This window comes from Gammaproteobacteria bacterium (assembly GCA_019748175.1).
Taxonomy (GTDB): Bacteria; Pseudomonadota; Gammaproteobacteria; order JAIEPX01; family JAIEPX01; genus JAIEPX01.
This window is the reverse complement of record JAIEPX010000002.1, coordinates 85,430-111,024: the sequence shown is the minus strand read 5'-3', so window position 1 is coordinate 111,024 and position 25,595 is coordinate 85,430. Positions and strand designations below refer to the sequence as shown.

The following is a 25,595-nucleotide window of genomic DNA, read 5'->3' as shown; positions in this document are numbered from 1 at the left end:
TCACTAATCTCGCCGCATAAGATCTGTAGTACCCATCGGAGTTGGATATCGCAATACAATAAAATAAGACGAAACAACAAAAGTAAACATTGTCGCAGCCTGTATAAGATTAGAAGCTGATTGACCAATAATTTCTGAACTTAATGCTAAGTAACCAACCAATAATGAAAATTCACTAGACTGACCTAATCTGACACCAACTTCCCATGCCACCTGATTCGTTTCACTTACAGATCCCAACAAAATACGATAGGTTAGAGGTTTTAATATCAGCAATAACACTGCCAAAAGAGCCGCTGGAATATAAATCATTTTTACATAATCTAGATTGAAACTTGCTCCCACAGAAAAAAAGAACATCACCAAGAAGAAATCACGTAATGGCTTCAAACTTTCAGCAATATATTGAGAAATTGGACTTGATGCGATTGATACGCCAGCGATAAATGCACCTATTTCATAGGATAACCCGATCATATTGGCAAGTTCAGCCATACCCAGACACCACGCAAGTGATACTAAAAACATATACTCACGAACACGATCAAATTTTGCAAATAATCTAATTAGAATAAAACGCTCAAAAAGAAACCCAAATATCACAAACGCGGGCAAAGCCAATGCAGTAATAGTCAAATCATGCCATCTAAAAGTACCAGCACTCGCACCATGCATCAATAATAATACCAAGATGGCGATCAAATCTTGCATCAAAAGCACACTAATCATTACCTCACCGGTATGTTGATGATGCAACACTGTCGTTGGTAATAATTTTAGTCCTATAATAGTACTCGAGAACATCATAGATAATCCTATGACAAGACTCTCCATCATATTATAACCAAATAATTGTCCGACCGCATAACCGATTGCTAGAAAAACGACCGAGCTTACTAATGATACCCACAAGGTTTTTTTCAACATATGGTATAGATTTTGAGGCTGTAAATGGAGTCCCAACAAAAACATTAAAAAGACAATACCAACTTCACCAACTTTTTGAACAGCCTCTTGATCACCGACTGGACTCAAACCCCAAGCACCAAGTCCCCAAGGACCTAATAAGACACCTAACAACATGTAAGCAACTAACAAAGATTGCCGCGTAAACAATGCAACTGTAGAAAGCACTGCAGCGCCTGCAAAAATAAAAAACAGTGTTAAGACAATTTCGTTAGCGGCCATGTTCAATCACCATATAGAATATCGGGTCAGTATAAATCAGTTTCGATCATCTATCCAGACTTCTATCACTTAGCACAGCATCTCCCGATTAAGGATTTTGGGTGTTTTTTGTCACTCAATGCCTTATCGACTATAATAAATTTATCTATTGTTTATGCAATATTCAGGCTAGTAAATATCATCAAGGCCAAAAAATGAGTGAAGATTATGACATTGTCGTTATCGGTGGCGGCATTAACGGCACAGCGATCGCTGCTGATGCTGCAGGGCGTGGTTTAAGCGTATTATTATGTGAAGCGAATGATCTTGCTTGCGGAACTTCTTCCGCCAGTAGCAAATTAATTCATGGGGGCTTGCGTTATCTTGAACAATTCCAATTTCAATTAGTACGTGAAGCATTAAATGAAAGGGAAATTCTTTTAAAAAAAGCACCTCATAACATAAGACCATTGCACTTCGTCATGCCAAATGATGCTTCCATTCGATCGCCTTGGCTCATTCGTCTAGGCTTATTTTTATATGATCATTTAGGTGCTCGACGAAAATTGTCTGGATCAAATACCATCAATTTGAAAGAATTTGAAGGCGGAGCCCTATTCAAAAACGAGTTTTCTACTGCTTTCGGATATTCAGATTGCTGGACTGATGATGCACGCCTTGTGGTTCTCAACGCAATATGCGCACATGAAAAAGGCGCCATCATTAAAACACGCACGCTATTTAGTTCAGGAATCCAAAAAAATGATCGTTGGAAGATAACGTTAACCAACACTGATACTAATGTGGATCAAATCGTTACAAGCAAAGCAATCGTTAATGCAGCCGGACCATGGGTTGATGAAATCTTAAATAATTCACTCGCGATAACTCAAGAACGCCATATTACTTGGGTAAAAGGTAGCCATATCATTGTTCCTCAAATCAGCACCACTCAGAATGCTTTCATACTTCAAAACACCGATAAGCGCATTATCTTTATCATTCCCTATCTCAATCAATATAGTTTAATAGGCACCACTGACGTCGAATATCACAGTGATCTCAGAAATGTTCAAATCGATGATTTTGAAATTTCATATCTATTAGACAGTGTGAATCGCTATCTTAAAACACCATTGCACACAACAGACATCATACATTCATATGCAGGAGTGCGAGCTTTAGCTAGTATAAACAACGATAAATTGGCTACTTTGACGCGAGATTTCACCCTCCAAATCAGTGATAATTTCGGTAGATTACCTATTCTTTCCGTTTTCGGAGGAAAAATCACAACCCATAGAGTATTGGCAGAACAGGCATTGACCAAACTTAAAAAATACTTTCCATGGATAAAAAAATCATGGACTGAAAACTTTCCATTGCCTGGTGGTGATATCCTGAATAATGACTTTGAAAACTTTGTCCAAAACCTTTATGAAGAGTATTCTAACTTTGATCAAAATCTTATTTCGCGATACGCTCATCAATTTGGCACTCGGATTCATTCATTACTGAAAAACACAAATAACCCTATAATTCTAGGGGAAAACTATGGCTTCGACCTTTATCATATTGAAGTGGATTACCTCGTTAAAAATGAATGGGCAAGAACTGCTGAAGACATTTTATGGCGACGAACGAAGTTAGGATATTCCTTTCCAAAGGATAAAATTTACCCCTTAGAAAATGCTATAAAACGAATTATTCAGTCATAACTGACTGCGATTTAATACGAACTACTGAAATAATATTTGACAAGTTGATATTTTTATTCTATTTTTACATTGTTGACTAACATTTGTTAGTTGCTTAACTTTAATTGATTGCAATTTTCAAGGAGATTTGAAATGCCTAGAGGAAGAAAACCTGGTCGAAAGAAGGTGACAAGTTCATCTGCAGGTAAAGGATCGGTTTCTAGCAAAGCGTTAGAGAAAAAACTAGCTGCTGCTGCGAAGAAACTTGCAAAAGCTAAGGCTGTAGCCAAAGCTAAGATAGCGGCTGCTAAAGAAGCTGCTAAGAAGAAAGCAAATGAACGCATCGCTAAACTCAAAGCTGCTAAGAAAGCAAAGGCTGCGAAAAAAGCGACTGCTAAGAAAGCAAAAGCTGCTAAAAAAGCTACTGCTAAGAAAGTAAAAGCCACTAAAAAAGTGACTTCTAAATCTAAGAAAGCAAAAACTGCTAAGAAGCCTAAAAAAGCTAAGAAAGTTAGCAAGGCTAGCAAAGCTGGAAGACCTGCTGCTAAGAAGCGAGGCCGTAAAGCTAAACCAGCAGCTGCGAAAAAAGCAGTTAAAAAAGCTGGTAGACCTGCTAAAAAAGTAGCTGCTAAAAAAGCACCTGCTAAAAAAGCTGGTAAACGTGGACGTCCACGTAAAGCTAAGTAATTTATTAGCTTTGATAAAGACCGCCGACCAAGAGTCGGCGGTTTTGTTTTTGGGAACTAAAATCTCTAGATAAGATCTTTACTTGACTACTATTGATTTACATCAACTGAAAGCGCTTTTTGAATCAACTCTTCAAATGCCACACCCGATAACGCACCAGCCTCTCCATAGATCAGGGTGTTCTCTTTTAGAATCATTAAAAACGGAATTGAACGAATATCAAACTCTTGAGCCAATTCACTCTGTTCTTCTACGTTCACTGAACCAAATAAAATCTCAGGATGTTGTTGTGCTTGCTCTGTAAATACAGGGCTGAAATTCTTACACGGACCACACCACTCCGCCCAAAAATCCAATATGATTAATTTATTCTCTGAAACCAACTGATCAAAATTCTGACTAGTAACTTCAACGACAGATGACATATATTCTCCTTAGTGTAGACTGAATCAGGCAGTAGCCGCACGAATTCGCTCATAAATCTCATCAATAGAACCAATACCAGTAACAGCATGATAATGAGGACCGTCACTATTTGTTTGCGCTAAAGTCTGGTAGAAGTTAATGAGCGGCTTAGTCTGGTCATGATACACCTTTAATCGATTACGAACGGTCTCTTCTTTATCATCACCTCGCTGAATTAACTCTTCACCAGTAATATCATCGACATCTGGTATTTTTGGTGGATTGTAGTCGATATGATAAACTCTACCCGAACTTTGATGTACGCGACGACCACTCAATCGATGAACGATTTCTTCATCATCTACTGCAATCTCAACAACGTAATCAATTTTAATCCCTGCATCAAGCAATGCTTTAGCTTGATCGAGTGTGCGTGGAAATCCATCAAGAATAAAACCGTTTTGACAATCGGGGTGATTTAATCGTTCTTTCACGAGATCGATTATAATATCATCAGCGACTAATTCTCCTGATGCCATAACAGCTTTTACTTTGTGACCCAACTGAGCCAACGTAGAATTTGATTCTGGATTTTCGCTGGCCTTCACTGCTGCACGCAGCATATCTCCAGAAGAAACTTGCACGATGTGATAGTGCTTACAAAGCTTTTGCGCTTGTGTGCCCTTACCTGATCCTGGAGCACCCAGTAAAATAATTCGTTTCACCATAAATTGATTACTCACTTTTTTCTATTGAATGCTAGAGACCCCTGAATGGAATGAATCCGACGATAACTAGACACACTCCTGCAATTAATTGAGTAATAACTACTGCGAGAGAAATCTCATGATGATTACGACGATAATCACCAAATTTCACGAAGCATGATAATATTAAACAGATACCCGCGATGATACTAATAGCTCTAACAATGGATATTATTCCTGTAAGAGGACCCAACATATTATCAGCAATTTCACCATAACTAGGACCTGGCCGCCCCGCTGCAAAAACACTCTCATTACAGCAAGAAAACCATAAACAGGTAAAAAAATATAAAGCTCGTTTCATATCTCAAAAAACCGTGTGATTTAGCAACAAATTTCGATTATAGTGATTCCACTGGCAGAAACAAGTGGAAAAGGACTATGATCGGACGTATTCACGAACCAACCGGGGCGGAACACAATCTGCTGAAATCTAATACACCCTTCGACAAGTACATTGATGAGGCTCGAAAGCTAATCACCGAGCATCGAGCGGATTTAGACAGCGATCAAGCGTCAAAGATAATAGAAGCCAATGCTCCCTTCGAATGGAGACCGTATCCAAGTGAGCGCTACGAACGTGGAATATTACTAATTCATGGGCTATACGACAGTCCTTTCAGTGTTCGCGATATCGGGGCGCATTTTCTTAAGCAAGGCTACTTGGTACGCGCCGTTTTACTACCTGGTCACGGGACCGTTCCCGGCGATTTGTTAACCATTCATCGAAAAGACTGGCTCGATACTGTCGCAAACGCCATTAATTCAACGTCTCAAATTGTTGACGATTTTTATATCTGCGGCTATTCGATGGGCGGTGCTTTAAGTTTATTATTACATCAACTGGCGAAAAATTGTCGCGCAATGATGCTGATAGCACCAGGATTAAAACCGCGAAACCGTAAAGCGCAATTTTTAAAAATAATACGTCTTTTTACTTGGATTTCAAAAAAAGCCAAATGGTATCAAATCTCGAATCAAATCAACTATACCAAATATAATTCGCATTCATACAATCCCTCTTACCAAGCTTCTGAAATAATGAAAGCGGCTTCAAAAATTAAAATTAATATTCCACTATTTTTTGTAGCCTCAGAAGACGATGAAACTATCGACACTGATTTCGTTATCGAGTATTTTAAACAACAATCCAATCCGCACAATGCCATGATTAATTACTGCAAAAATCCTTCCATCGGAGATTCAAACAATATAGAACAGCGTACCAGTATTTATCCCGAACGAAATATTATTGATTTCTCACATACCTGTCTCGCTATTTCGCCCAACAATCCTTACCTCGGTGAACATGGTAAATTACTGGATTTCTCACACTACCATAAGCAAAAACAAGAAAACAAAGTGGTCCGCATTGGCGCCATCACAGCAAACAATTTACTGCACTATACGATGCAACGACTCAGCTACAATCCTGATTTTGATCATATGGTTGAACGATTCAGCGCTTTCATTGAGACCTTAAAAACATAAGGGGGTCAGATCTAAAAATGAATACAGAAAACTCTCCCTTTGCCTGGATTGCTTCCTTACACTCACAGTGACAACTACCGTTCTGCATACTTGTGGACAACGCACAACCTTGACCTCGCCCTTTATCCTGACTTTATTTTCCCGTGACCACAGGAAAATCCAGCAGTTAGCAGCTATAATTAAGCTATGTAGGATTTTAGGATAAATTTTGTGATTATGGGGAAATTACATGGTCAGTTTTAAAAGACTTCGCACCCTGAAAAAAGTCTCGTTTATAAGACATCTTATTACTTTACCCTATCACATGATAAGCTCGGTGAGCATAGGACTAGATGCTGGTCGAACAGCGGTTCGTCTAGCTGGTTTAGCGACTGCAGTTGCCATTGGTACGACCACTGCTCTTACAACAACAGGGTCCTTAATTGTCGGTATTGTAGGAGGCTTTGTAGGTCTAGTAGCTATTACTGTCGGAATTATGGGCTTAGCCAATGAACATTCGAGAAATACCGAAAAACTTAAAGAAATCGTTGGCTCAGAAAACGAAACCGGCAAAGATCATCAATTAAAATTGGAACTTGCCAAACTTATCTCAAATGCAAACAAGCTAGACCAAAACAAACTGGGAGAGCTTTTATTTGTATTACATGGTATTGAGGGAGAGAATATAACAGAAAAACTCTGCAACCTCTTTGACGTTGAATACAACCGCTCCATGGACAGTATGGGCGGAAAATTTCAAGTTCCACAAGGCCTCCCTACACCACAACACTTGCTTGGAGTCAAAATAATAGAGCTTCTAACCGGAAATAAAACAGAATGGAGAAATGTACCCGATGGCATTATCGATAATATTACGAGAACGAATATCATTTATAATGAGCACATTCAAAAAGTAAAAAAAGAGTTAGCGTTGATTTTAAATCGAAGAAAAGTAGATTCCGAAGGTAAAGAAAAGTTCGAATACAACAGAGCAAAAATCAGCCAATTTATCGAAACAATTATCGAGCTTCCTGGCGATAATCTTAAAGAAAAGATAGCATCTCTCTATAGTGTTGACCCAAAATATAGCACAAACATGGACGAACTCATCAAGAAGATCAAAGAAAAAGAACCCTTTTTATTGAATGAAATACCTGTAAAATTCGAAAATATACGACATCTCAATAGAGTCATAAAAAAAATGGCTGAAAACACTTATATGCAAATCGTCCTATTGAAGAGCAGGGATATAACACCTGAAAATCTTGAAATGATAAGATTAACTAAAGAATTCAAAAAAATGTTATTGCTAATCGAGGGTGATGATTATGACCAAAAGTTAGACGCAATCTTTAATACAAGCCCATTTGAAAGATCCGCAACTAAGTTCAAAGAAATAGCCTTAAATCACCCCAACACAAAAGCCGCATTAGAAAAGAAACCGATGTTGATGGAAAATCTTTTAAAAGCAAAAAAAGAATTCGATGCTGACTATTCGTCGGTATTTTTTAGACCCTTTACTTACTTGCAAGATCTTTTCTATGCTTTCTCTGGTAGCTTAACTGGATTTGGTATCGTTACGGGTATCGCTGCATTTGTAGGTGTTGGCATTGCTACTTCAGGAGTAGGATTAATTATTCTCATTGCGGCACTTGCTAGTGCAGTGGTAGGTTTTACAATAGCCTATCTCGTCCAACGATACACAAGAAGTTACTCGAAGAGCTTTAACAAAGAAACGAACGAGACCACTGATCTTACTCAAAAAGCAACGGCCAAAGCAAAAGAACTCAACAACGAATTACAAAATAGACCAGCCCCTCAACCCGCCTCAATACCACAGCAAACGGTTCCAACGGATAGCCTTATTCGTCGGTCTCAATTTCAGTTGGAAAGAGCTCAACGAGAACGAATTGAACAATTGGAAAACGAACTCAGAGCCTTACGAAGCACTACTCCAACCCCTAAACTAGAGCCTCAAGAAGTCTCGAATAACAGTCAAAGTACCGCAAGTCTTTTCTCTTCGCTAAAAGAGCCAACTCCTTCAGATCAGACTACAGCACCACAACCAGGTGAAATATCCGGAAACGAAAAAAGCGATAACGTTGCTGATAGTGTCTCTTCAGAAGAAAAAGCAGGGGAAAAAAGACCGGCCGCAAAAGATCCTGAATCACCACCTCCTCCAACCCCTAAATATAGCCGAGGCGATGATGGAAACAATAATAAATAGAAATATTCGTCCAAATGATGTCAACTTGACAGGTTGTATTCATGATCTAAACTTTTATTCATGGTTTACATTTTTTACCCAGAAGCAACAGGACCAACATCATGAGCGATCCTAACTCACCACTACGAGGCCCTGATAATATCACTCCACTGGATCAGTGGAATGCCCACACTGTTCACCAGAAAATTCAAGAAGCGCTTGAAGATTACGAATACGGACGAATATCAGAAGAAGCATTAGCAGAATTTTTACTTGAGCTCAATAAAAGAGATGAAGATCATTTTATCGATAAAATTGATCGTTATAATGAGGAATTACGAGAAAGACTCCACAAAATCAATATTGCAAAACGAGCACTAGAAGCTTCAAGCATTGTCGCTGTAGTCACCACACAGTTGGATCAAATACCTGAATTAGAAAAAAACAAAAAATTAGCCTTAACTCAATCTTTGAACGAATCTATTACAAACATCAAAGACCCTTCTAACCCTGAACAAGTGCATACGGGAGTTGAAAAAATAATTAAACAGCTTGAGTCAAATCAAAAAAATCTAAAATCAGATGGCGGCAACAAAGTTCAAAATCAAATTAATGCATTAAAAGAAATTACGATGGGACTTAGAGTTGATTATCTTGGGTCAACTCGTACTTCATTAGGTACAGGTACAGTAATGCAAGGCCCCCTAGGTGAAATACTCGGGCTTGGCTTTGATAAATTACAAGTCGAAGCTGACAATGACGGCACAAAATATATTGCCGGATTTATAAGCACTGCCCGTCATGAATTAGCCGATAACCTCAAATCCACTGCCAACTACGCGATAAAAAGCCCCCACCCAAACCCAAGCGATTAATGGTTTTCAGTGACTCCTCAGGCCTATGTCCAACGGATTTCATTTGACCTGCTATAATTACAGTGTAAGTCAGTAAGAAGGAGTAATTAAATGCGTAAATCCAGAAAAAATGCAACGAATCTTTTAGTAATTAACCTGGAAAATGGCCCAATGACTTTAAGTGATAAATTTAGAAAAGACTGGAGATGGGCTAGTGGAAATTATCAGCAAAGCATAACAACAGAGAAAGGGGTGAGAATCATTGTCCAAGGAAAAATAGAAAATGACGGTTCAAATACGAATTTATATATCAAATTTGAAAAAGAGAATGGATTCACTAGATCAGACCTTGATGACGCCATAGCATTCATTAGCGGTACCGGCGCAAAAGCAAAAGAGGTAACATCCCCAAAAAGTGGTTTTATCCATGATCATTTAGATGACATTCTAATTAAAGGAAAAAAAATCGAGGCCTCTGACGATAGCACACCAGTAGAAAAGGCAAAGGAGACCACAAAGAAACGCAGTTTTCCTATTAGTTTAAAACGAACACCCAAAAAATCGAAACATGATGAGAACCTCAGCCAAGTATTAATCGAAAGAAAAGAAAAACGTCAACGCATTGACTTAATATCTGGCATTAACACTATGCTTGCCGAACTAGAAAAACTCAAAAATACAGCTAAAACTCAGCATCTAAATGTATTAGAAAGTAAGATCAGCCTAGGAAAAAAAATCATCCAAAATGAAAACAATATGAGCTTAGAGCAACTAGCTGTCGCAAACCGAATGTTTGCTGGTACGCTTGCCAAGGTAGCAATGCAAATAAACAGTCCGTCAGATCAACATGGACTAAGAAATGAGCGTGTGTCTAGCCAATCAAATGAAAGACGGGACTCAACCTATGCTCATGATTATACACTAAGCGACCATGATTCTGATTTATTTGCACAAGTCTTGCAGGAAGCAAATGAACCCCCAATGTTTAGAAGACACACTCTCGAAGTAAAAAAGGAAGAATTCCAAGAACGAATTGACAAAATGAAAGTAGCTGCAGAAGGGAATGAAAAGCTATTGGACAAGATTAATAAATACGAGCAATTCTTAGAAGAGAGCGGCATTTTAAACAAACCCGAATCTACGTCAGTTATCAGCGCAGAACTAACAAAATTAGAAAAACAATGCCAGCAAGCTTTAAGCATAAAAGGAAGACAAGCCCCTGAACCACCCGGAAAAAAATAACTTCGCCACACGAATTATTTATTAATCGGGCTTTCTATAGAGCTCAGGCAATATCCGCACCTGATCTATCATATTCGATTCGATTTTGATCACTTCAATGGGATAGCCTGCAATTCGCAAACACAAACAAGTTTCTGGAATAAATTCTAATTGCTCTACTATAAGTCCGCTGATTGTTTTAGGACCTTCAACAGGCAAGCTCCAACCAAAACTTCGATTTAATTCACGAATACTCGCACTACCATCAATAATGAAACTGCCATCTTTTTGTGGCCAAACGTCAGGAATCGTCTTAGCAAAATCCGTTGTAAATTCCCCAACAATTTCTTCTAAAATATCTTCAAGTGTTGCCAATCCTAAAATATCGCCGTATTCATCAACCACTAATCCAATGCGACATTTTTGCTTTCTAAAGCTCACTAATAAATTAATCAGTGGCGTTGCTTCTGGGATAAAATAAATTTCTTCTGCAACTTGCGTTAATGTTTCTACATTGATCGTTTCTTTTGCAAATAAATGAAGCGCTTTGCGCACGTGCAAAAGCCCTAATGAATTATCGATAGAGTCTTTATACAAAACCAATCGTGTATGCTCACTCGATTCTAATTGCTTGAGAATCACTTCCCACGGTTGTTCTAAGTCAATGCCTACAATTTCGCTACGAGGCACCATAATATCTTCAACGGTCACATCACCTAAATCCAGAATCCCCAACAGCATTCCTTGATAATCGTGCGCAGATTTTCCTATAGCTTCCCCAATTAATGTACGTAATTCTTCGTGCGTTAAATTTTCAATGGGTTTACCTTTGACTGTAATATTAAATAATCCTAAGGTCGCATTGGCAATTGTATTCGCTCCCCAAACAAAAGGATAAAGTGCTGTTAACAAGCATTTCAACAGTAATGAGAGTCGGTATGAAACAAATTCAGGACGAAGTGCCGCCAACGTTTTAGGCATAACTTCACCGTAAATCAAAATAATAAATGCAATGATCACGCCACCAACAGCAACGCCGATATCACCAAAATAACTCACGGCTATCACTGCAGCGATGGAAGAAATAAATACGTTCGTAAATGTAGCGCCTATCAGTATCACGCCCAATAAACGATCCGGCCTTTTTAACAAATTAAAAACGCGCTGGGCAACTATGTCTCCGGCAACAGCTCGGTGTCTTAATCGATAACGATTAATTGACATCATGCTGGTTTCTGCTGCTGAAAAAAATGCTGCTAATAGCAATAATATAACTAAGATAACGAAATACCAAAACATCAATGAGAATTTCCATATAAATTAAAAACTGAACCTCAGAATCGAGATAAATAAGCGCCGAAATATAACAATAAAACTAGCCCGATACCCATCGCGGTACAATATAGGGCTTTTCTTCCGCGCCACCCTAAAAGTTTTCGCCCTAAAATTAAAATGACAAAAATAATCCAGGATACGCAGGCTAAAATTGTCTTAGAAAAAAAATGGGACCAAACGGAATCATGATAATAATAAATACTACTGATCAGTAATGCTGTCAGCAGTAAAAATCCGCCCCAAATCATTTGAAATAATAATGCCTCCATTCTTTCTAAAGGAGGTAATTTATCAAGCCAATTGATCTGCATTTTTTGATGTAGTTGACGATCTTGCAGAGCAAGCAATAGCGCTTGTACTCCAGCAAAGGCAAAAACAGCTGTTGTCAGGACCGCTAAAAAAATATGCAAAAGCCCAGTAGGCATAGCCTCTCCACTCAGGATTGTCACCACTATTCGAATGATATAGTATAACTTGATTACTCGAGATACGGAACCCAATTTATGTTTGAAAGCTTATCCTCACGTTTGAATAAGACGATTAAAAACCTCACCGGCCGTGGCCGTCTGACTGAAGCCAATATCCAAGAGACCCTTGACGAGGTCCGTAAAGCGCTCATAGATGCCGACGTCGCTTTACCCGTTGTGACTCGTTTCATTGATGACGTTCGAGGTAAAGCTCTGGGTCAAGACGTACTCGAAAGCCTTAAGCCGGGTGATCTGCTGGTTAAAATTGTGTATGACGAGCTGGTCGATGTAATGGGCCAAATGAATGCGTCTCTGAACCTTGCAGCCACACCTCCTGCGGTCATACTGATGGCGGGACTACAAGGCTCTGGTAAAACCACAACGGCGGCAAAACTAGCCAAACTCCTCAAAGACCACCATCAAAAGAAAGTGCTGTTGACCAGTGCAGACATTTACAGACCTGCCGCTATCGAACAATTAAAAACACTGGCCGAAAGTATCGGCGCCCTCTACTTCCCTAGCTCCAGCGATCAAAACCCTGTCACAATCGCTCAAAATGCCATAGCCGAAGCCAAACGCAGTGCTGCCGATGTCGTTATCATCGATACCGCTGGTCGACTTCACATCGACGCTGAAATGATGGCCGAAATTAAGGCTATCCATGCAGCGGCTAAACCTGTTGAAACTTTATTTGTTGTTGACAGTATGACCGGGCAAGATGCGGCCAATACTGCCAAAGCCTTCAATGATGCCTTACCTCTAACCGGAATCATTCTAACCAAGACGGACGGTGACTCACGTGGCGGTGCTGCACTATCCGTACGTAGCATTACGGGCAAACCAATCAAATTCATTGGTATCGGTGAAAAAATAGATGCGCTTGAAGCCTTCCATCCCGATCGAATCGCCTCCCGTATCCTCGGTATGGGCGATATTCTCTCGCTCGTCGAAGAAGCTCATCGTAAAATTGATCAAAAAGAAGTGGAGAAAGTCGCCAAGAAAATTAAAAAAGGCCACGGCTTTGACCTTGAAGATTTCGCCAACCAGCTTCGAGAAATGCGAAAAATGGGCGGCATCACCTCACTCCTCGCTAAATTACCTGGCATGGCCAACGTGAATGCGGCCAAAAGTGCCATCGATGATAAAACCTTCATCAAAATGGAAGCCATAATTAACTCCATGACCAAGAAAGAGCGACGCTTCCCCGCTATCATCAAAGGTTCTCACAAACGCCGAATCGCCCAAGGCTCCGGCACCGAAGTTCCCGACATCAATCGCCTCCTCAAAAAGCACATGGAAATGCAAAGAATGATGAAAAAACTTAAAGGCGGTGGCATGTCTCAAATGATGCGACGCATGCAGGGCATGATGCCTCCTCGTTAACGACGGGTATGGGGTCAAGTCTTAGATTTACCCCCCCTCTCCTTCTCTAGCCTTAGATTGACTTTATTGAAGCAATATTGTTTGATACGTACTAGATACGACAATCAAGGAGAGGCTTATGAGATTGGAAGCAGAAACGATTCGTCAACTTATGGAAGAAAGTGATTTAATTGATCAGACTAATCCTGAACAATTACTTAATGCCGCCGTACAATTAATCTATCCCGTTTTTGAACAAGAAGCGCCTGCAACTCCTGTTTTAGGAAAGTTTGGTGACGACCCGATAGATGAAATTCAAGAACGTCAACAGCAATATCAACTTGATCTGCATGTTCTAGGGTTAATAAAAAAAACCTGGGATATGTTGTCATTAGCAATTCATTACACTGACAACCCAGAAATCAAAGCCGTTTGTCAACGTGAACAAGCATTATTGATCTATCGTTTACTCAATAACAAATCACCTTTATTTTCGATAACCGATAAAATGCATCAAGTAGTAAAAAAAATCATTGGGATAGAACGCTATACGAAAACGTATGCTGAACAATTATTAGCTTGCGCCGCTAATAGTGGTGATATGATTGCACAATTTTTTAGTATACGGCGCTTACTTCTTCTGGCCGAAAATACAAAACCCCTGCAGCCTGTCGCAGATTCCGATAAGGCTCAAAAAATACGTCAATGCTTTCACAGCTGGATTAATTCAAACCCTGAGGTTAAACAGCAACTGAGTCAATTTAGTTATAATCTCAGTACAGTAACGCGAGGCGTTAAACCTGAATATTTACGTGCTGTAAAATTATTAGTTAGAGAATATAGCAGTAGTGATCTCTTTACTTTATTGACCGCACCAGCGCAATTACCATTGTTGACGTTTTTAAAATCCAATATATCAACACTTTGTGAAATTGATCGTGCGTTCTCTGCTAATTGGAACGAAATTTCGTTAATTCCTGTTGCCACTAAAACAAAGTTGATGAGAAAGAAACTTTTTGGCGATGATTTTCCACTTGATCGTAGTCAAAGCACACCTCGGCCAGCAGCTGCGCCTCGATTCTTTTTAGCTAAAAAGCGCTCCGACCCCAAAGTGTGTTTAGTTGATCCAGAGACAAACAAACGAGCGAGAGATCCTCGCGATTGCATTCTTGAGACACCTAATATCAATGCAAGTGATGAAAATAAAGGCAAAGTGCGCCGAGTATCATTTAACTAAAGGGTCAAGTCTAAGATTGCTAGCTTCTTCTAATGATTTTTTTCACATACCTCTGTTTATCCTCATTATGCTTTTGGCGATCATTCTTCCTGGCATCGCTATAGCACTACTGGCAATGATGAAACATATTTCGCTGCTACTTCTATGCATTGTTTTTATATGGATAGCACCTTTTTATCTACTCGGCACAGCTATTTAGTATCGAGAAATATTTGGTCTTTCTACAAAATGAATGGCTTTGAGAAATTCGATATTCTGCTTCAAGATGCTAAGAATTTTTATGATATTAGGTAAAAGGTATCGAGCCCGCGATTGCTACTTTTTCTACCTTAAGCAGATACCAATCCTAGACCTAATCTCTTTTTCTTTTAGAGTGACATTTCAGTAAGAATAATTTATAATGTAAATTCGTACATTAGGGAGAGTGCAATGAAGAAATACATTATCGCTTATTTGGCTGGGGTTCGTAATAGATATATTCTTGCGTGGTTGCTTGGAGTTCCTGTAAGCATATTAATTGTGGTTTATTTTATTTCAAACTACCTACGGTAGAGTAATCATCAATTTAATATCAAATGCAACGATGTCGCGTCTTAAATCGTCAAAATGTGCTATAATTGCAATACGAGCTTATATTCTCCGACAATAGGAGGCACTAAATTATGCTAGGCTTGATATTGTGATTAAGAATTGGTACCTCAGTTATAGCAAAAATTATTTCCTTTATTTTCTTAGCACTACTGATAGTTTCTCTTATCGCTCTGTTTTTTAGTAAATTTTACACAAGGAGATTGAATATGTTTATCACACTCGGAATCATTGCAATTGTAGCAGGCGCTTTGATTATAGCTTACCACGGGTTTACCTATAAGAAAGATGAAAAAATTGCACAGGTAGGTGATCTGAAAGTAACAGCAAGTCTGAAAAAATCTGTTTATCTTTCACCCACCGCAGGTGGTGTGCTCATTGGCGTGGGGATTCTATTTATGATTATCGGAAGCCTTTAGCATCTTAGATGAGTATTGCATTGCGTGAAGTGATTAAAACCTGTGACTTCACGCCTAGGTTAGTGCTTGACCCTAAAATTTGAATCGCACTTATCGGACTTGGGATTTTATCTCTTTTGTCGCTGGCGTGTAAACTGTTACATCAGTGTCGTTAAAAGTAGATTCAGAATTCCCAAAGTCGCACCAGGTGTTGTAGACTCATACAAATTAATCACGAATTATTGTGAAATCCTCTAAAGTCTTCAGGACTCAAGACGCGAGCCGCTGTTAAGAAGTAAGTATTCCGATTCCGTCTCCAAATATTTTCTTCAGCAGCTCCATGCGCTCTCGTTGATGTTTATTTAATGCTGAAATAATCGGCGATAGATATGCATCTGATGAATCTAAAAGAGCGGGATCATATTCGAAATGAACACCAGTCAAAATTGCAGTCCCCGATCCTATTTTTATTTTAACAATAGCAGCAGGGTGCTGAGGTAAATCTTCGTAACGCGCAATAACGTCGAAATTTTTTTGATTTTGATCTGGAATAAATTCTCCACCTCCATTAAAAAAAACCGTTGCATGTTGCAGTTTATCATTTGAGATTTTAATTCGCGCCGCACGCGCACCTCGATTGCTGTGATAATAATATGGCGCTAATGCAGGACCTTTTGCAACACCGGGAAAAAATGCTAATTCACGCGGCCCAACAACTTCGAGTGGCGTCCCTACTGCAAATTGAACTTCACGACTAGCGTAATACCCACCCGCACAAATTCCTAAATATTTCCCACCTCGCTCAACATAATCTCTGATTTGTTGATTTCCTTTTCCATTAAGTGCTTTAACATACGGAAGATCTGCACCACCAGGCATAATAAATAGCGCTGCATTTTTGCGCCAATCACCGCGCATGACATCCTGCGCTTTAAGTTTTTTAATAGAATATTTCGAATCAAAAAGTCCGTGCAGCGTATGTAATGTATGAGTCAAGGATTCAGAACTAACGCCGTGGTCAGAATAAACATAGATAGTATTGTGAATGTTAGCAAACGTAGTGCAGCTGATTATACAAAAAACCATTGTTAAGAGAATTCTCATTAAGTACCCCTTCAAACCACATAAGCGTTCTATTCTACCCCTCTCGCCCGTATAATGCATGAATTTAGTTGGGCTTACCCCTTCACAAGGACCAAGAAACCCTATACAATCACGCGTTTGCTAGCATTATAAGAGGACAGCAATGGCAGTAGTAATACGATTAACTCGCGGCGGCGCGAAGAAGCGACCTTTCTATCACATCGTGGCGGCAGATAGCCGTAGAGCACGTGACGGACGCTATATTGAGCGTTTAGGGTACTATAACCCGATCGCTACCGGTAAAGAAATACCATTACTTCTTCAAGTAGACCGCATTGAGTATTGGACTCAAAAAGGCGCACAGCCATCCGATCGTGTAGCTCACCTTATAAAAGCGTTCACAAGCGGAAAAATCAAGTCTGTCGGCGCTGCTGAACAAGGCCTTGGCAAATCAAAGAAACCTGCAAAAGCTCCTGCTGCAGCTAAGAAAGCTCCAGAAGCGACACCTGCAAAATCTGAAAGCAAACCAGCTGAAACAGCCGCAGAAGCACCTAAAGCAGAAGAAATCAAAGCCGCTACTTCTGAGACCACATCATCAGACACCGAATCAGGCAAATAAGCCTCTTCGATGTCAAAACAAGTTGTAGTAGGCCGATTCGGCCGAGCACATGGGGTTCGAGGTGACATTTATGTCATCTCATTCACCGAACCTCCATCCAATATCCTCAATTATCAACCCTGGCTCACCTTGAAAAAAGGCTCATGGCAACCTTTAACGATCACATCGAACAAAGCCAATGATCATAGCATCATTGTTCATATCCAGGGCTGGGATGATCGTGATATCGCAAAACTTCACACAAATGAAGAAATCGCCGTTCCCATCGAAGCTCTCCCAAAATTAGAGTCCGAAGAATTTTATTGGTCTCAGCTTATAGGCTTAAATGTCGTTGACCAAAAAGGGGCATCACTCGGCGAGGTCATCGAAATCCTTGAAACAGGCGCCAATGACGTTTTGGTGGTTAAAGGTGCTACAGAACATTTAGTGCCTTATACAAAAGAGACCGTACTCAAAGTTGATTTAGAAGCCAATCAAATCACTGTTGATTGGGAACCGCTCGATTGATTCATATCAGTACCATCAGCGTTTTTCCGGATATGTTTGCAGCACTAACTTTTGGAATCCCACAACGCGCCGTAGACAAAAATCTCCTCACCCTCAAACATTGGCAATTACGCGAATTCACAACCGATAAACATCACACCGTAGATGACAGACCCTACGGAGGCGGTCCAGGCATGGTGATGAAGGTAGAGCCGCTAATCGCAGCAATTAGTCATGTCCGAAATTCTCATCATGGAAAATCTAAAGTAGTCTATTTAAGTCCTCAAGGCGAACCCTTTTCTTCAGATAAAGCAAAAGAAAGCGTCGATCTAGAGCATCTTATTTTAGTGGCAGGTCGCTATGAAGGAATTGACGAAAGAATTATTGAAACCGCGATTGATGAAGAGTGGTCGATCGGTGATTATGTCCTTTCTGGCGGTGAGATTCCTGCCATGGCTGTGATTGATTCCATTGCTCGATTAATCCCAGGCGTACTCGGACATGAGGACTCAGCCGCCGAAGACTCCTTTGCCGAAGGGCTTTTGGACTATCCCCATTACACTCGACCCGAAGAAATTGCTGGACTCCAAGTACCAGATATGTTATTGAAGGGGGATCATTTCGCTATACATCAATGGCGATTGAAACAATCCCTTGGCCGCACCTGGTTGCGCCGACCGGATTTACTGGCAAAACGCCAGCTTACGCCAGCCGAACAACAGTTATTGGCTGAATTTATTGAGGAAGTTGAGGCTAAAAGAGGTACTGACAATGAAGAAATTAATTCACGCAATTGAAGCTGAACAAATAGGCGATAAAAAGCATCCAGCATTCAAAACAGGCGATACTGTTATCGTTAACGTCTTCGTTAAAGAAGGTACTCGCACACGTGTACAGGCTTACGAAGGTGTAGTTATTGCTCGACGTAATCGTGGCATGAATTCCGCATTTACCGTTCGAAAAATTTCTCATGGTGAAGGTGTTGAACGAGCATTCCAACTCTACAGCCCACAAATTGAAAGTATCACTTTAGTTCGTCGCGGTGATGTACGTCGCGCGAAAATTTACTACCTACGTGATCTCTCTGGTAAGAAAGCAAGAATCAAAGAAAAACTTTCAGGCGTGAAGGCAGAACCTAAAGATAAATCGCCTAAAGAAGCCAAAGTTAAAGAAGCAAAAGAAACCGAATAAATATTTCATCGAATGCTTTACAGTAAAGAGTTTTTTGATCTTTCAGATTATGGCATCATCACTGTCACAGGTGATGAAGCAAAAAAGTTTCTGCAAGGTCAGCTCACCTGTAATCTCGACGAAATTACACCTACTCAATCTAGACTCGGCGCTTATTGCGATATCAAAGGCCGAGTCATTGCTGTATTTCGCATTATTCAAATCGACAATAAATACCATCTCATTCTCAATAAAAATTTAGTTGATAAAACCGCAAAAATTCTCGGTAAATACGCTGTTTTTTCTCGCGTGACGCTTGATAAAGCCAATCCATTTTCTGCTCATATTGGCGTAATGGAAAAGCAATCTGGGCATTTTCCTGAAAATATCGATGAAGTGATCACACAAAATGGGCAAACAATTATCAGAATTCCTGGCGCACAGCCGCGCTGGGAAATTTTAAAACACAATAGAGAATCACCTACCCCACCACACTCTGCAGAAAATTGGGAAGCTCACAATATTCTTGCAGGAATCCCTAATTTAACCGTAACCACGTCTGGGGAATTCACTGCACACAAATTAGGGTTAATTAGACTCAACGCTGTCAGCTTTACAAAGGGCTGTTATTTAGGTCAGGAAATCGTCGCACGCACACAATACCTTGGAAAACAAAAAGGTGGTTTATTTTGGGCATCAACGACAACAGCACAAAATTTTTCTCCCAACGCAGAAATCTTTGACAATCATCAACAATTGATTGGAAATATCGTCAACTCCATCACTCTACCTAATAACACAACGCTACTACTCGCAGTATTAAAACAAGACCCCTCAGATGAAAAAACGGTCACAATAGACGGCACAGCGGTACCTCTATCAACCAATTTTACCAATGAATTCGACCAGGATTCTGAGCTCTAAAAATAAATTCCTTCAATCTCAAATGAATATCACCGAGGCAGATTTGGCTACTTTACCCCCGATAACCAGCCAAATGTCAGTAAAAAATGCAGATTTGGCTACTTTATTGACCATAAATCGCCAAATTTGCATCTTTAAACCCGATTTGGCTACTTTAGCGAATTAGTCTTTCTGTGGAAATATACTACTGAGTCCACCTGTGACAGTTGATATTTCCCCCAGATGCGGTATATTAACCCGCTTTGGGCCGTTAGCTCAGCCGGTAGAGCAGAGGACTTTTAATCCTTTGGTCGTGCGTTCGATTCGCACACGGCCCACAAAATATCATCGTGATTTCAAGCCATCCACTTCATATTCTCACAACGTGAACTATAATGTTTCCCTACACTCCGAATACAATATTCAGAAAAAATATGTCAGTCTTCCTTATTCTTAAGCCTATCCTAGATATTGCATGTTTCTACATCTTAAGCTTTTTTTAAAGTTCTCCCTGAACTTAATTGTCTGTGTTCCAAGTTCCTTCTTGATCGTTCTAATTCCTTCACCAGTAAACTCTCATTTGGAAGAACTGTTTGGTATTCAGCTGCCAATACCTTATTAGGCAAATTATCTAATGCGTAATGTGCCTCTGCCTTTCCTTTGTTTGTGCAAAGAATCAGACCGACAGGAGGATTTTCACCAGGTTTTATCCAGTGCTCACGAGCATAGTTAAGGTAGAGATGCATCTGACCTGCATCTTCGTAGCTGAACTTACCGATTTTTAGATCGATGATCAGAAGGCATTTAAGTTGACGATGGAAAAACAATAAGTCAATACGAAACCATTTATCATCTAACCGTAAACGACGTTGACGGCCTACAAATGCAAAATCATCTCCTAACTCCAGTAAAAAATCTGCAAGATTTTCTATTAATGCTTCTTCTAAGTCAGATTCGGAATATTGGTCTTTCAGATTAAGAAACTCGAGGATAAAAGGATCTCTAATAACTTCCTCGAAGGTCATGGTGTCTTCTGAGTGCGCCTGTTCATTTTGAGACAACATAGAGACCTTGTTTTTTGAGAGCACTATTCATTCATAGAGCTGGCTATTTATTTGTCTATCTAGTTGACGGACAGACCACCCGCAATGTACGGCTTCAGTTTCATAAAAATTCCTGCCCGCAGAATTCTTTACAGAGAGAAGACGAACATAGGCTGACCAAGGCAGGGGAAAACGACTACCCAATGCCATGAGATCAGTTGTACCAGAAAAGCTTAGCGACTCACTGCCACTAGGATAGGCGGAAGATTCCGCAGACAATGTCTGCGGAAATGGCCAGCATTGATAAAAAAGCCTCATTTGCTCAAGGTTACGTTGAGAAAAACCTCGCCCGAAACGTGCTGTGAGATCAATTGAAAGACCCTTAATCAGTTCGGCCCCATAAAACGCGCGTTCTTCACCCTTTTGCTCAAACTCAACAATATATCGACCAATCTCCCAATAACTGGCAGTCATCAGTGCATTCACATTGCGTGCGGCTGTATAACGAGCCGCTTCAATAAGTTTAACAATGCTATTATGCACGTCAGCGTAGCTAGCAGGAATAGTCGTATTTTCTTCCATTACCCCTCCTGAAATCGTGGATATTGATATTGCGAATTTCGACTGCCAATTTAACACGATAATCAGAAGGTCTGGAATACTAGTAGCGATTCACTAAATTCAATATCATAACTTTGGTGCAGAATAATTCATCATGATGAGCTGTTGCAAAACACACTGTCAAGAAGCCAAAAGATAAAATCACCAATAGAGAGCTAGCCTATTTTTCTTAAAAAAATTCTATTTAAATTGAAAACTTTAGAATAAATTGCACTTCTTCACGTGGCGGATTTTTATTTATATACTTTAAAGCTTCATTAGTTGTACCATCAGAGATTCTCGCCTTACCAATGAATTTCCATTGATTTGTAGATATTTTTTCAAATATTGGTATTTTAATTTTACTTCTTAAAAGTGATACCGCTGATTTTCTCCTGAGAGGCCCAACTTCTATCCATGCCTCAGCGGGAAAATTCAGATTTATTTTAGGATCAAACTTACAATACTCAACTATTCCATTGACAAGCGGCATAGAGCATCTAAAGTTTCCGCCGTACATATCTTTAAGATATTGGCTAGTATATATTTTATTTTTTATCAGCTTCATAATCTCTGTCCATTAGAAATTTAGACTTAAACCAATCTACATCTTTATTATAAATGTGCACACTACCCATCACAATACTAATTGATCCAGGCTCAACTTGAATCTCATCAGAATGCAAATCCAAAATCATTTTCTTCATTAAATGACAATGCCAAAGGATATCATATGGTAATCCATAGAATAAATCTGAAGATCTCTGAAAAACAATAAAATGAATTTTACCATCTCGGATCAAAACCTGAACTGAGACTGTACATGGGATATCTTGAGTATCAGAGTCATAATTTTCAGGCAAGTTATAGTGAAGAATAGCTTGTCTTGAAAATTTGTCTGCTTTCAGCAATCTCAGCACATTATTGTATGACGTAATAAATGGATTTGAATATGGAAGTTTTTTCTTGAGAATTATATACCCATAATTTGATTGTATTACACCATCAAGATTAGCTATATTTTTCCACTTTTTAGACGGAGCATGTGATGCAACGAGACATCCAGATTCATACCATTCAATTTCATTTTTTGCATAATCATCATATTTCTTCTGCCTATCATATCCTTCAGTTCGAGTAAAATCTAATCGACACTTTTCGATGTTCGTTAGAACAATAGTGTAATTAACGAGCTCCAAAGTCGCAGCGCCTCTTGAAATTACAAAACTACCTTTATTAATTACCTCATTAACGAGCTTTTTATAACCGTCATTAAAATTATCTGTTTCAATAATCTTATGCATACCACACCCCCTATATCGTCAATACGGTTGTTTTTATTATAGCATAAACGAGTGATTATCAGTTTTCATCTAATCGAATTCCAACGTTCTTGACAACCTCAAAGATGTGCTATACTTGTCAGAGACAAAGTGTTAAATAAATCACGAAATTTCTACGCTAACGAACTAGATTCGAAGGTAGAGCTGCGTGGTGCAAAAGACTTACTAAAATATTTTTTAGCAAGGTTGGGTAACTTAAAATCAAGTTAAGGACTATGTTATGAATGTAAAACAAGCTAATTCACTAAATCTTTTCTTGATCTTTTTCGTTTCGATTATAATGGGTATTCTGAGCACAGCTCGCCCTGAAGGTGGGATACTTGAACTAACTAGAAATTTTAATACTTCAACTATATTTGTAATTCTCGGAGGAGCAATAGTTCCTTTCTTTGGCTCAATTATTTTGGCCGTTATTTATAATTTTATCTCCACCATAATTAGAAGAAAATTAGGTAAGGATAAACAAACTTTTTCATTTATTACAGTTTGGGTTTTCTTAAACTTATTTTTATTGATCACAATAGGTGGATACTATTCATAAGTTGGGAAAAAATAAAATATTTTCCCAATTAATAATTATCACCAAATTATTTCATTAAGGTGATAATTTTGGAATTGTTACATAGTTTAACGTTGGAGATATGGAGATTTGACAATGAAAAAAAGTGGAGCGGGCAAAAATCAAGGGTTGAGCGAAAACATTAACACCAATGAGGTAAAAACTGTAAAAAAAAGTAAAAACTGGAACCCATTCCAGAAGCTTGACGGAGAAAAAGAAGCTCTCGACGCAGCTAAATCTGGAGTTGTCGTAGGTATTTATATCACGTTAAGTTATGTTATCCAAGTCGCCTTTATCTACGGAACCGGCAAAGATACATTTGGCAATCCGGGGCCAACTACATTGCTAATTGCAGCTGTTATTACAATCATGTTTGCCGCGTTTCTTACATGGCGTATTTGGGTACGGCAACCATTATGGGCATCAATCATCGTCGCTATATGGTTTTCTCTAGAACTTGCTATTAAGGTAGGGGCAATTGTAAGTGGTGTACAAAACACAAACGTCGGATGGATACTCATGTTTCTTGCTCTATTGAGTGCTTCAGTTTTGTCGGTTCGAGGATGCTGGAAATTACGCACACTACGCCGCTCAAATATTTAACACAACGCATGATCCAAAACTAGAACTCGCAATTGAGAAGAAAAAACAATGATAGGGAATCAGCAGCATTGCCACCTCCTGCGTTTCGATTACCGCCTATAAATCCACATTGCACCCATGCTCCCATCTCATACCAAAAATACCGAACAAGCGATCAGCTAGCTTGTTGAAGCCTAGCCAGAATACTGCATAAAGAACCTACTACAGCGGACAAGAGCGCTTCTCACTACGATTATTCATACAATATCCAGGCTAAGACATTCTAGGATCATGATATCTAAAGCACGGAATGTCCGGATTATGTCCGGGTTGATTTAGAACTAAGAAACCACCTGAGGGGAATTTGGGGTCAAGCATGCATATCTGCATTCTACCCACTAGAATTTTCTATTCTTTAGTCAATCTAAATCAGCAATCTAACACTCAATGGTATAGCTACAAATCAGATTATTCTTTTTTTCATCTTTAAGAACAATATAAACAATTCCTCTTGCAGTATACACTGATAGTAATCAAAACATGCAAACTTGCATGCCTGACCCCATTAAAAAAACTAGTGAATTGCTGCATAAGATAATACCTTATCAATTTGAGGTGTAAGTTGTCTCAGCGTTTTATTTCGCAATGCCTTTAAAGTATGAATATCTTTTCTAGATAAACTATTTGCAAGAGTTTTTAAATACCGTATCGGCATCTTATCTGCACCATAATAACGTAATGCCTGGATTATTATACCGACAGAGGTATTTGCCCCAGCTAGTTTTTTAGGCGATGCGTGAATGAGTCTAATAGATACCCCACTAACCTGGATGACATGGGATTTTCCATCTGTAAGAAATACTATCTGAGCAGGAACTTGTGTTGTTAGGCCCAGAGCATTTGCAGCGCTATTTGGATCCAGAGTAATCGTTTGGCCAGTTCTTCTCGCATAGGCTTTTATAATATGTACAACATCGGGAGTTAAGTTTCCTAAGAGAGCGCTCTTCCGGGGCTTGTCATAAAGACCAACACCAAGCCTGCGAATAACCCCTGATTTAGCGAGGCGGTGTAATACCACATCAATGGTTCCTCTATTAGCTAAATCAAAAAAGTCGTTTGCGCAGAATACAGCGCCAACGCTCATTTGGGCAATTTTTTTCTTCAGTGCAATAGGAACAGACATAGGGTTCTCCTTGTAATAAAAAGTAGCACTATTTCTTACAAAAGTCAAGTCAAATCACTTTATAGCCTAATTCCAAGTTGCCAATAAAATAAGTACGCATAACGTTAAGGTGTATGATCTAACACGGGGAAAAAAGAAAATGGGAAGAAAGGGGGCACTGACT

At 39.3% G+C, this 25,595-nt stretch carries 26 protein-coding genes, 1 tRNA gene and 1 pseudogene; 17 read left to right on the top strand and 11 right to left on the bottom strand.

Annotated elements, in window-relative coordinates; genetic code table 11:
• Nucleotides 1–3: 3 nt before the first annotated feature.
• On the bottom strand, nucleotides 4–1,188 hold the full coding sequence (locus K2X50_00770) for a cation:proton antiporter (protein ID MBX9585765.1): 1,185 nt from the start codon (nucleotides 1,186–1,188) through the stop codon (nucleotides 4–6).
• 101 nt (nucleotides 1,189–1,289) lie between these two features.
• On the opposite strand from K2X50_00770, the gene glpD reads away from it, so the two are divergent.
• Together glpD and K2X50_00760 are read left to right on the top strand one after the other, a co-directional pair.
• Nucleotides 1,290–2,885: a glycerol-3-phosphate dehydrogenase gene (glpD, locus tag K2X50_00765; GenBank protein ID MBX9585764.1), complete on the top strand. Its 1,596-nt coding sequence runs from the start codon at nucleotides 1,290–1,292 to the stop codon at nucleotides 2,883–2,885.
• Between the two features lie 132 nt (nucleotides 2,886–3,017).
• The gene (locus tag K2X50_00760) at nucleotides 3,018–3,551 is read left to right on the top strand and encodes a hypothetical protein (protein MBX9585763.1); all 534 of its coding nucleotides are present in this window, start codon (nucleotides 3,018–3,020) and stop codon (nucleotides 3,549–3,551) included.
• Between the two features lie 89 nt (nucleotides 3,552–3,640).
• Here the strand turns inward: K2X50_00760 and K2X50_00755 are convergent, their stop codons facing one another.
• From K2X50_00755 to K2X50_00745, 3 genes are read right to left on the bottom strand one after another with little or no spacing between them, the layout of a single operon-like run.
• On the bottom strand, nucleotides 3,641–3,976 hold the full coding sequence (locus K2X50_00755) for a thioredoxin family protein (GenBank protein MBX9585762.1): 336 nt from the start codon (nucleotides 3,974–3,976) through the stop codon (nucleotides 3,641–3,643).
• 24 nt (nucleotides 3,977–4,000) lie between these two features.
• Complete coding sequence (gene adk / locus K2X50_00750) at nucleotides 4,001–4,684, bottom strand: adenylate kinase (GenBank protein MBX9585761.1); 684 nt, start codon at nucleotides 4,682–4,684, stop codon at nucleotides 4,001–4,003.
• Nucleotides 4,685–4,715: 31 nt separating this feature from the next.
• Nucleotides 4,716–5,027 carry a hypothetical protein gene (locus K2X50_00745; GenBank protein MBX9585760.1) on the bottom strand — a complete coding sequence of 104 codons (312 nt, stop codon included), beginning with the start codon at nucleotides 5,025–5,027 and terminating at the stop codon, nucleotides 4,716–4,718.
• Between the two features lie 77 nt (nucleotides 5,028–5,104).
• On the opposite strand from K2X50_00745, the gene K2X50_00740 reads away from it, so the two are divergent.
• From K2X50_00740 to K2X50_00725, 4 genes are all read left to right on the top strand, one after another.
• Nucleotides 5,105–6,214, top strand: a complete 1,110-nt coding sequence (locus K2X50_00740) for an alpha/beta fold hydrolase (GenBank protein ID MBX9585759.1) — start codon at nucleotides 5,105–5,107, stop codon at nucleotides 6,212–6,214.
• A 316-nt stretch (nucleotides 6,215–6,530) separates the two neighbouring features.
• Nucleotides 6,531–8,420, top strand: coding sequence for a hypothetical protein (locus K2X50_00735; GenBank protein MBX9585758.1), 1,890 nt, complete (start codon nucleotides 6,531–6,533; stop codon nucleotides 8,418–8,420).
• A 101-nt stretch (nucleotides 8,421–8,521) separates the two neighbouring features.
• Entirely contained in the window at nucleotides 8,522–9,274 is a 753-nt protein-coding gene (locus K2X50_00730) for a hypothetical protein (GenBank protein ID MBX9585757.1), read from the top strand.
• Nucleotides 9,275–9,364: 90 nt separating this feature from the next.
• Entirely contained in the window at nucleotides 9,365–10,495 is a 1,131-nt protein-coding gene (locus K2X50_00725; protein ID MBX9585756.1) for a hypothetical protein, read from the top strand.
• Between the two features lie 21 nt (nucleotides 10,496–10,516).
• Here K2X50_00725 and K2X50_00720 read toward each other — a convergent pair whose 3' ends face one another.
• Nucleotides 10,517–11,773 carry an HlyC/CorC family transporter gene (locus tag K2X50_00720; GenBank protein MBX9585755.1) on the bottom strand — a complete coding sequence of 419 codons (1,257 nt, stop codon included), beginning with the start codon at nucleotides 11,771–11,773 and terminating at the stop codon, nucleotides 10,517–10,519.
• 35 nt (nucleotides 11,774–11,808) lie between these two features.
• Entirely contained in the window at nucleotides 11,809–12,234 is a 426-nt protein-coding gene (gene ccsA / locus K2X50_00715) for a cytochrome c biogenesis protein CcsA (GenBank protein ID MBX9585754.1), read from the bottom strand.
• A 78-nt stretch (nucleotides 12,235–12,312) separates the two neighbouring features.
• Here ccsA and ffh point away from each other — a divergent pair, with 78 nt between their 5' ends.
• The 3 genes from ffh to K2X50_00700 all read left to right on the top strand — a co-directional run bounded on the left by ffh (nucleotide 12,313) and on the right by K2X50_00700 (nucleotide 15,882).
• Nucleotides 12,313–13,659 (top strand): signal recognition particle protein, encoded by a 1,347-nt coding sequence (ffh, locus tag K2X50_00710; protein MBX9585753.1) that lies wholly within the window; start codon nucleotides 12,313–12,315, stop codon nucleotides 13,657–13,659.
• Nucleotides 13,660–13,777: 118 nt separating this feature from the next.
• Nucleotides 13,778–14,875 (top strand): hypothetical protein, encoded by a 1,098-nt coding sequence (locus K2X50_00705; protein MBX9585752.1) that lies wholly within the window; start codon nucleotides 13,778–13,780, stop codon nucleotides 14,873–14,875.
• Nucleotides 14,876–15,672: 797 nt separating this feature from the next.
• On the top strand, nucleotides 15,673–15,882 hold the full coding sequence (locus K2X50_00700; GenBank protein ID MBX9585751.1) for a hypothetical protein: 210 nt from the start codon (nucleotides 15,673–15,675) through the stop codon (nucleotides 15,880–15,882).
• A gap of 267 nt (nucleotides 15,883–16,149) precedes the next feature.
• On the opposite strand, the gene K2X50_00695 is transcribed toward K2X50_00700, so the two are convergent.
• Nucleotides 16,150–16,965 carry a biofilm PGA synthesis protein PgaB gene (locus K2X50_00695; GenBank protein MBX9585750.1) on the bottom strand — a complete coding sequence of 272 codons (816 nt, stop codon included), beginning with the start codon at nucleotides 16,963–16,965 and terminating at the stop codon, nucleotides 16,150–16,152.
• 142 nt (nucleotides 16,966–17,107) lie between these two features.
• Here K2X50_00695 and rpsP point away from each other — a divergent pair, with 142 nt between their 5' ends.
• The 6 genes from rpsP to K2X50_00665 all read left to right on the top strand — a co-directional run bounded on the left by rpsP (nucleotide 17,108) and on the right by K2X50_00665 (nucleotide 20,460).
• A complete protein-coding gene (gene rpsP, locus K2X50_00690) occupies nucleotides 17,108–17,563 on the top strand; it encodes a 30S ribosomal protein S16 (protein MBX9585749.1) in 456 nt (151 codons plus the stop codon).
• A gap of 9 nt (nucleotides 17,564–17,572) precedes the next feature.
• Complete coding sequence (gene rimM / locus K2X50_00685; GenBank protein ID MBX9585748.1) at nucleotides 17,573–18,070, top strand: ribosome maturation factor RimM; 498 nt, start codon at nucleotides 17,573–17,575, stop codon at nucleotides 18,068–18,070.
• Nucleotides 18,070–18,846, top strand: a complete 777-nt coding sequence (gene trmD / locus K2X50_00680; GenBank protein ID MBX9585747.1) for a tRNA (guanosine(37)-N1)-methyltransferase TrmD — start codon at nucleotides 18,070–18,072, stop codon at nucleotides 18,844–18,846. Before rimM ends, trmD begins: the two co-directional genes overlap by 1 nt.
• The gene (gene rplS, locus K2X50_00675; GenBank protein ID MBX9585746.1) at nucleotides 18,821–19,240 is read left to right on the top strand and encodes a 50S ribosomal protein L19; all 420 of its coding nucleotides are present in this window, start codon (nucleotides 18,821–18,823) and stop codon (nucleotides 19,238–19,240) included. The genes trmD and rplS overlap by 26 nt, the downstream gene beginning before the upstream one ends.
• A 12-nt stretch (nucleotides 19,241–19,252) precedes the next feature.
• Complete coding sequence (locus tag K2X50_00670; GenBank protein MBX9585745.1) at nucleotides 19,253–20,143, top strand: hypothetical protein; 891 nt, start codon at nucleotides 19,253–19,255, stop codon at nucleotides 20,141–20,143.
• 244 nt (nucleotides 20,144–20,387) lie between these two features.
• Nucleotides 20,388–20,460, top strand: a tRNA-Lys gene (locus K2X50_00665).
• A gap of 150 nt (nucleotides 20,461–20,610) precedes the next feature.
• Here the strand turns inward: K2X50_00665 and K2X50_00660 are convergent.
• From K2X50_00660 to K2X50_00650, 3 genes and pseudogenes are all read right to left on the bottom strand, one after another.
• A pseudogene (locus K2X50_00660) lies at nucleotides 20,611–21,747 on the bottom strand (PDDEXK nuclease domain-containing protein).
• 223 nt (nucleotides 21,748–21,970) lie between these two features.
• On the bottom strand, nucleotides 21,971–22,333 hold the full coding sequence (locus tag K2X50_00655; GenBank protein ID MBX9585744.1) for a hypothetical protein: 363 nt from the start codon (nucleotides 22,331–22,333) through the stop codon (nucleotides 21,971–21,973).
• The gene (locus K2X50_00650; protein MBX9585743.1) at nucleotides 22,314–23,069 is read right to left on the bottom strand and encodes a thymidylate synthase; all 756 of its coding nucleotides are present in this window, start codon (nucleotides 23,067–23,069) and stop codon (nucleotides 22,314–22,316) included. Before K2X50_00650 ends, K2X50_00655 begins: the two co-directional genes overlap by 20 nt.
• Nucleotides 23,070–23,328: 259 nt before the next feature.
• Here K2X50_00650 and K2X50_00645 point away from each other — a divergent pair, with 259 nt between their 5' ends.
• Together K2X50_00645 and K2X50_00640 are read left to right on the top strand one after the other, a co-directional pair.
• Entirely contained in the window at nucleotides 23,329–23,649 is a 321-nt protein-coding gene (locus K2X50_00645; GenBank protein ID MBX9585742.1) for a hypothetical protein, read from the top strand.
• 114 nt (nucleotides 23,650–23,763) lie between these two features.
• The gene (locus tag K2X50_00640; protein MBX9585741.1) at nucleotides 23,764–24,270 is read left to right on the top strand and encodes a hypothetical protein; all 507 of its coding nucleotides are present in this window, start codon (nucleotides 23,764–23,766) and stop codon (nucleotides 24,268–24,270) included.
• Between the two features lie 553 nt (nucleotides 24,271–24,823).
• Here the strand turns inward: K2X50_00640 and K2X50_00635 are convergent.
• Entirely contained in the window at nucleotides 24,824–25,432 is a 609-nt protein-coding gene (locus tag K2X50_00635) for a hypothetical protein (protein ID MBX9585740.1), read from the bottom strand.
• Nucleotides 25,433–25,595: the final 163 nt, after the last annotated feature.

What these genes read in the sequence shown, in the direction of transcription:
- K2X50_00695 (MBX9585750.1), bottom strand. Translation starts at nt 16,965, where the DNA reads ATGAGAATTCTCTTAACAATGGTTTTTTGTATAATCAGCTGCACTACG.
- ffh (MBX9585753.1), top strand. Translation starts at nt 12,313, where the DNA reads ATGTTTGAAAGCTTATCCTCACGTTTGAATAAGACGATTAAAAACCTC.
- K2X50_00755 (MBX9585762.1), bottom strand. Translation starts at nt 3,976, where the DNA reads ATGTCATCTGTCGTTGAAGTTACTAGTCAGAATTTTGATCAGTTGGTT.
- ccsA (MBX9585754.1), bottom strand. Translation starts at nt 12,234, where the DNA reads ATGCCTACTGGGCTTTTGCATATTTTTTTAGCGGTCCTGACAACAGCT.
- K2X50_00770 (MBX9585765.1), bottom strand. Translation starts at nt 1,188, where the DNA reads ATGGCCGCTAACGAAATTGTCTTAACACTGTTTTTTATTTTTGCAGGC.
- K2X50_00760 (MBX9585763.1), top strand. Translation starts at nt 3,018, where the DNA reads ATGCCTAGAGGAAGAAAACCTGGTCGAAAGAAGGTGACAAGTTCATCT.
- rplS (MBX9585746.1), top strand. Translation starts at nt 18,821, where the DNA reads ATGAAGAAATTAATTCACGCAATTGAAGCTGAACAAATAGGCGATAAA.
- K2X50_00740 (MBX9585759.1), top strand. Translation starts at nt 5,105, where the DNA reads ATGATCGGACGTATTCACGAACCAACCGGGGCGGAACACAATCTGCTG.
- K2X50_00720 (MBX9585755.1), bottom strand. Translation starts at nt 11,773, where the DNA reads ATGTTTTGGTATTTCGTTATCTTAGTTATATTATTGCTATTAGCAGCA.
- K2X50_00730 (MBX9585757.1), top strand. Translation starts at nt 8,522, where the DNA reads ATGAGCGATCCTAACTCACCACTACGAGGCCCTGATAATATCACTCCA.
- K2X50_00700 (MBX9585751.1), top strand. Translation starts at nt 15,673, where the DNA reads ATGTTTATCACACTCGGAATCATTGCAATTGTAGCAGGCGCTTTGATT.
- adk (MBX9585761.1), bottom strand. Translation starts at nt 4,684, where the DNA reads ATGGTGAAACGAATTATTTTACTGGGTGCTCCAGGATCAGGTAAGGGC.
- K2X50_00640 (MBX9585741.1), top strand. Translation starts at nt 23,764, where the DNA reads ATGAAAAAAAGTGGAGCGGGCAAAAATCAAGGGTTGAGCGAAAACATT.
- K2X50_00725 (MBX9585756.1), top strand. Translation starts at nt 9,365, where the DNA reads ATGCGTAAATCCAGAAAAAATGCAACGAATCTTTTAGTAATTAACCTG.
- K2X50_00745 (MBX9585760.1), bottom strand. Translation starts at nt 5,027, where the DNA reads ATGAAACGAGCTTTATATTTTTTTACCTGTTTATGGTTTTCTTGCTGT.
- K2X50_00650 (MBX9585743.1), bottom strand. Translation starts at nt 23,069, where the DNA reads ATGCATAAGATTATTGAAACAGATAATTTTAATGACGGTTATAAAAAG.
- K2X50_00670 (MBX9585745.1), top strand. Translation starts at nt 19,253, where the DNA reads ATGCTTTACAGTAAAGAGTTTTTTGATCTTTCAGATTATGGCATCATC.
- K2X50_00705 (MBX9585752.1), top strand. Translation starts at nt 13,778, where the DNA reads ATGAGATTGGAAGCAGAAACGATTCGTCAACTTATGGAAGAAAGTGAT.
- K2X50_00655 (MBX9585744.1), bottom strand. Translation starts at nt 22,333, where the DNA reads ATGAAGCTGATAAAAAATAAAATATATACTAGCCAATATCTTAAAGAT.
- K2X50_00635 (MBX9585740.1), bottom strand. Translation starts at nt 25,432, where the DNA reads ATGTCTGTTCCTATTGCACTGAAGAAAAAAATTGCCCAAATGAGCGTT.
- rimM (MBX9585748.1), top strand. Translation starts at nt 17,573, where the DNA reads ATGTCAAAACAAGTTGTAGTAGGCCGATTCGGCCGAGCACATGGGGTT.
- K2X50_00645 (MBX9585742.1), top strand. Translation starts at nt 23,329, where the DNA reads ATGAATGTAAAACAAGCTAATTCACTAAATCTTTTCTTGATCTTTTTC.
- rpsP (MBX9585749.1), top strand. Translation starts at nt 17,108, where the DNA reads ATGGCAGTAGTAATACGATTAACTCGCGGCGGCGCGAAGAAGCGACCT.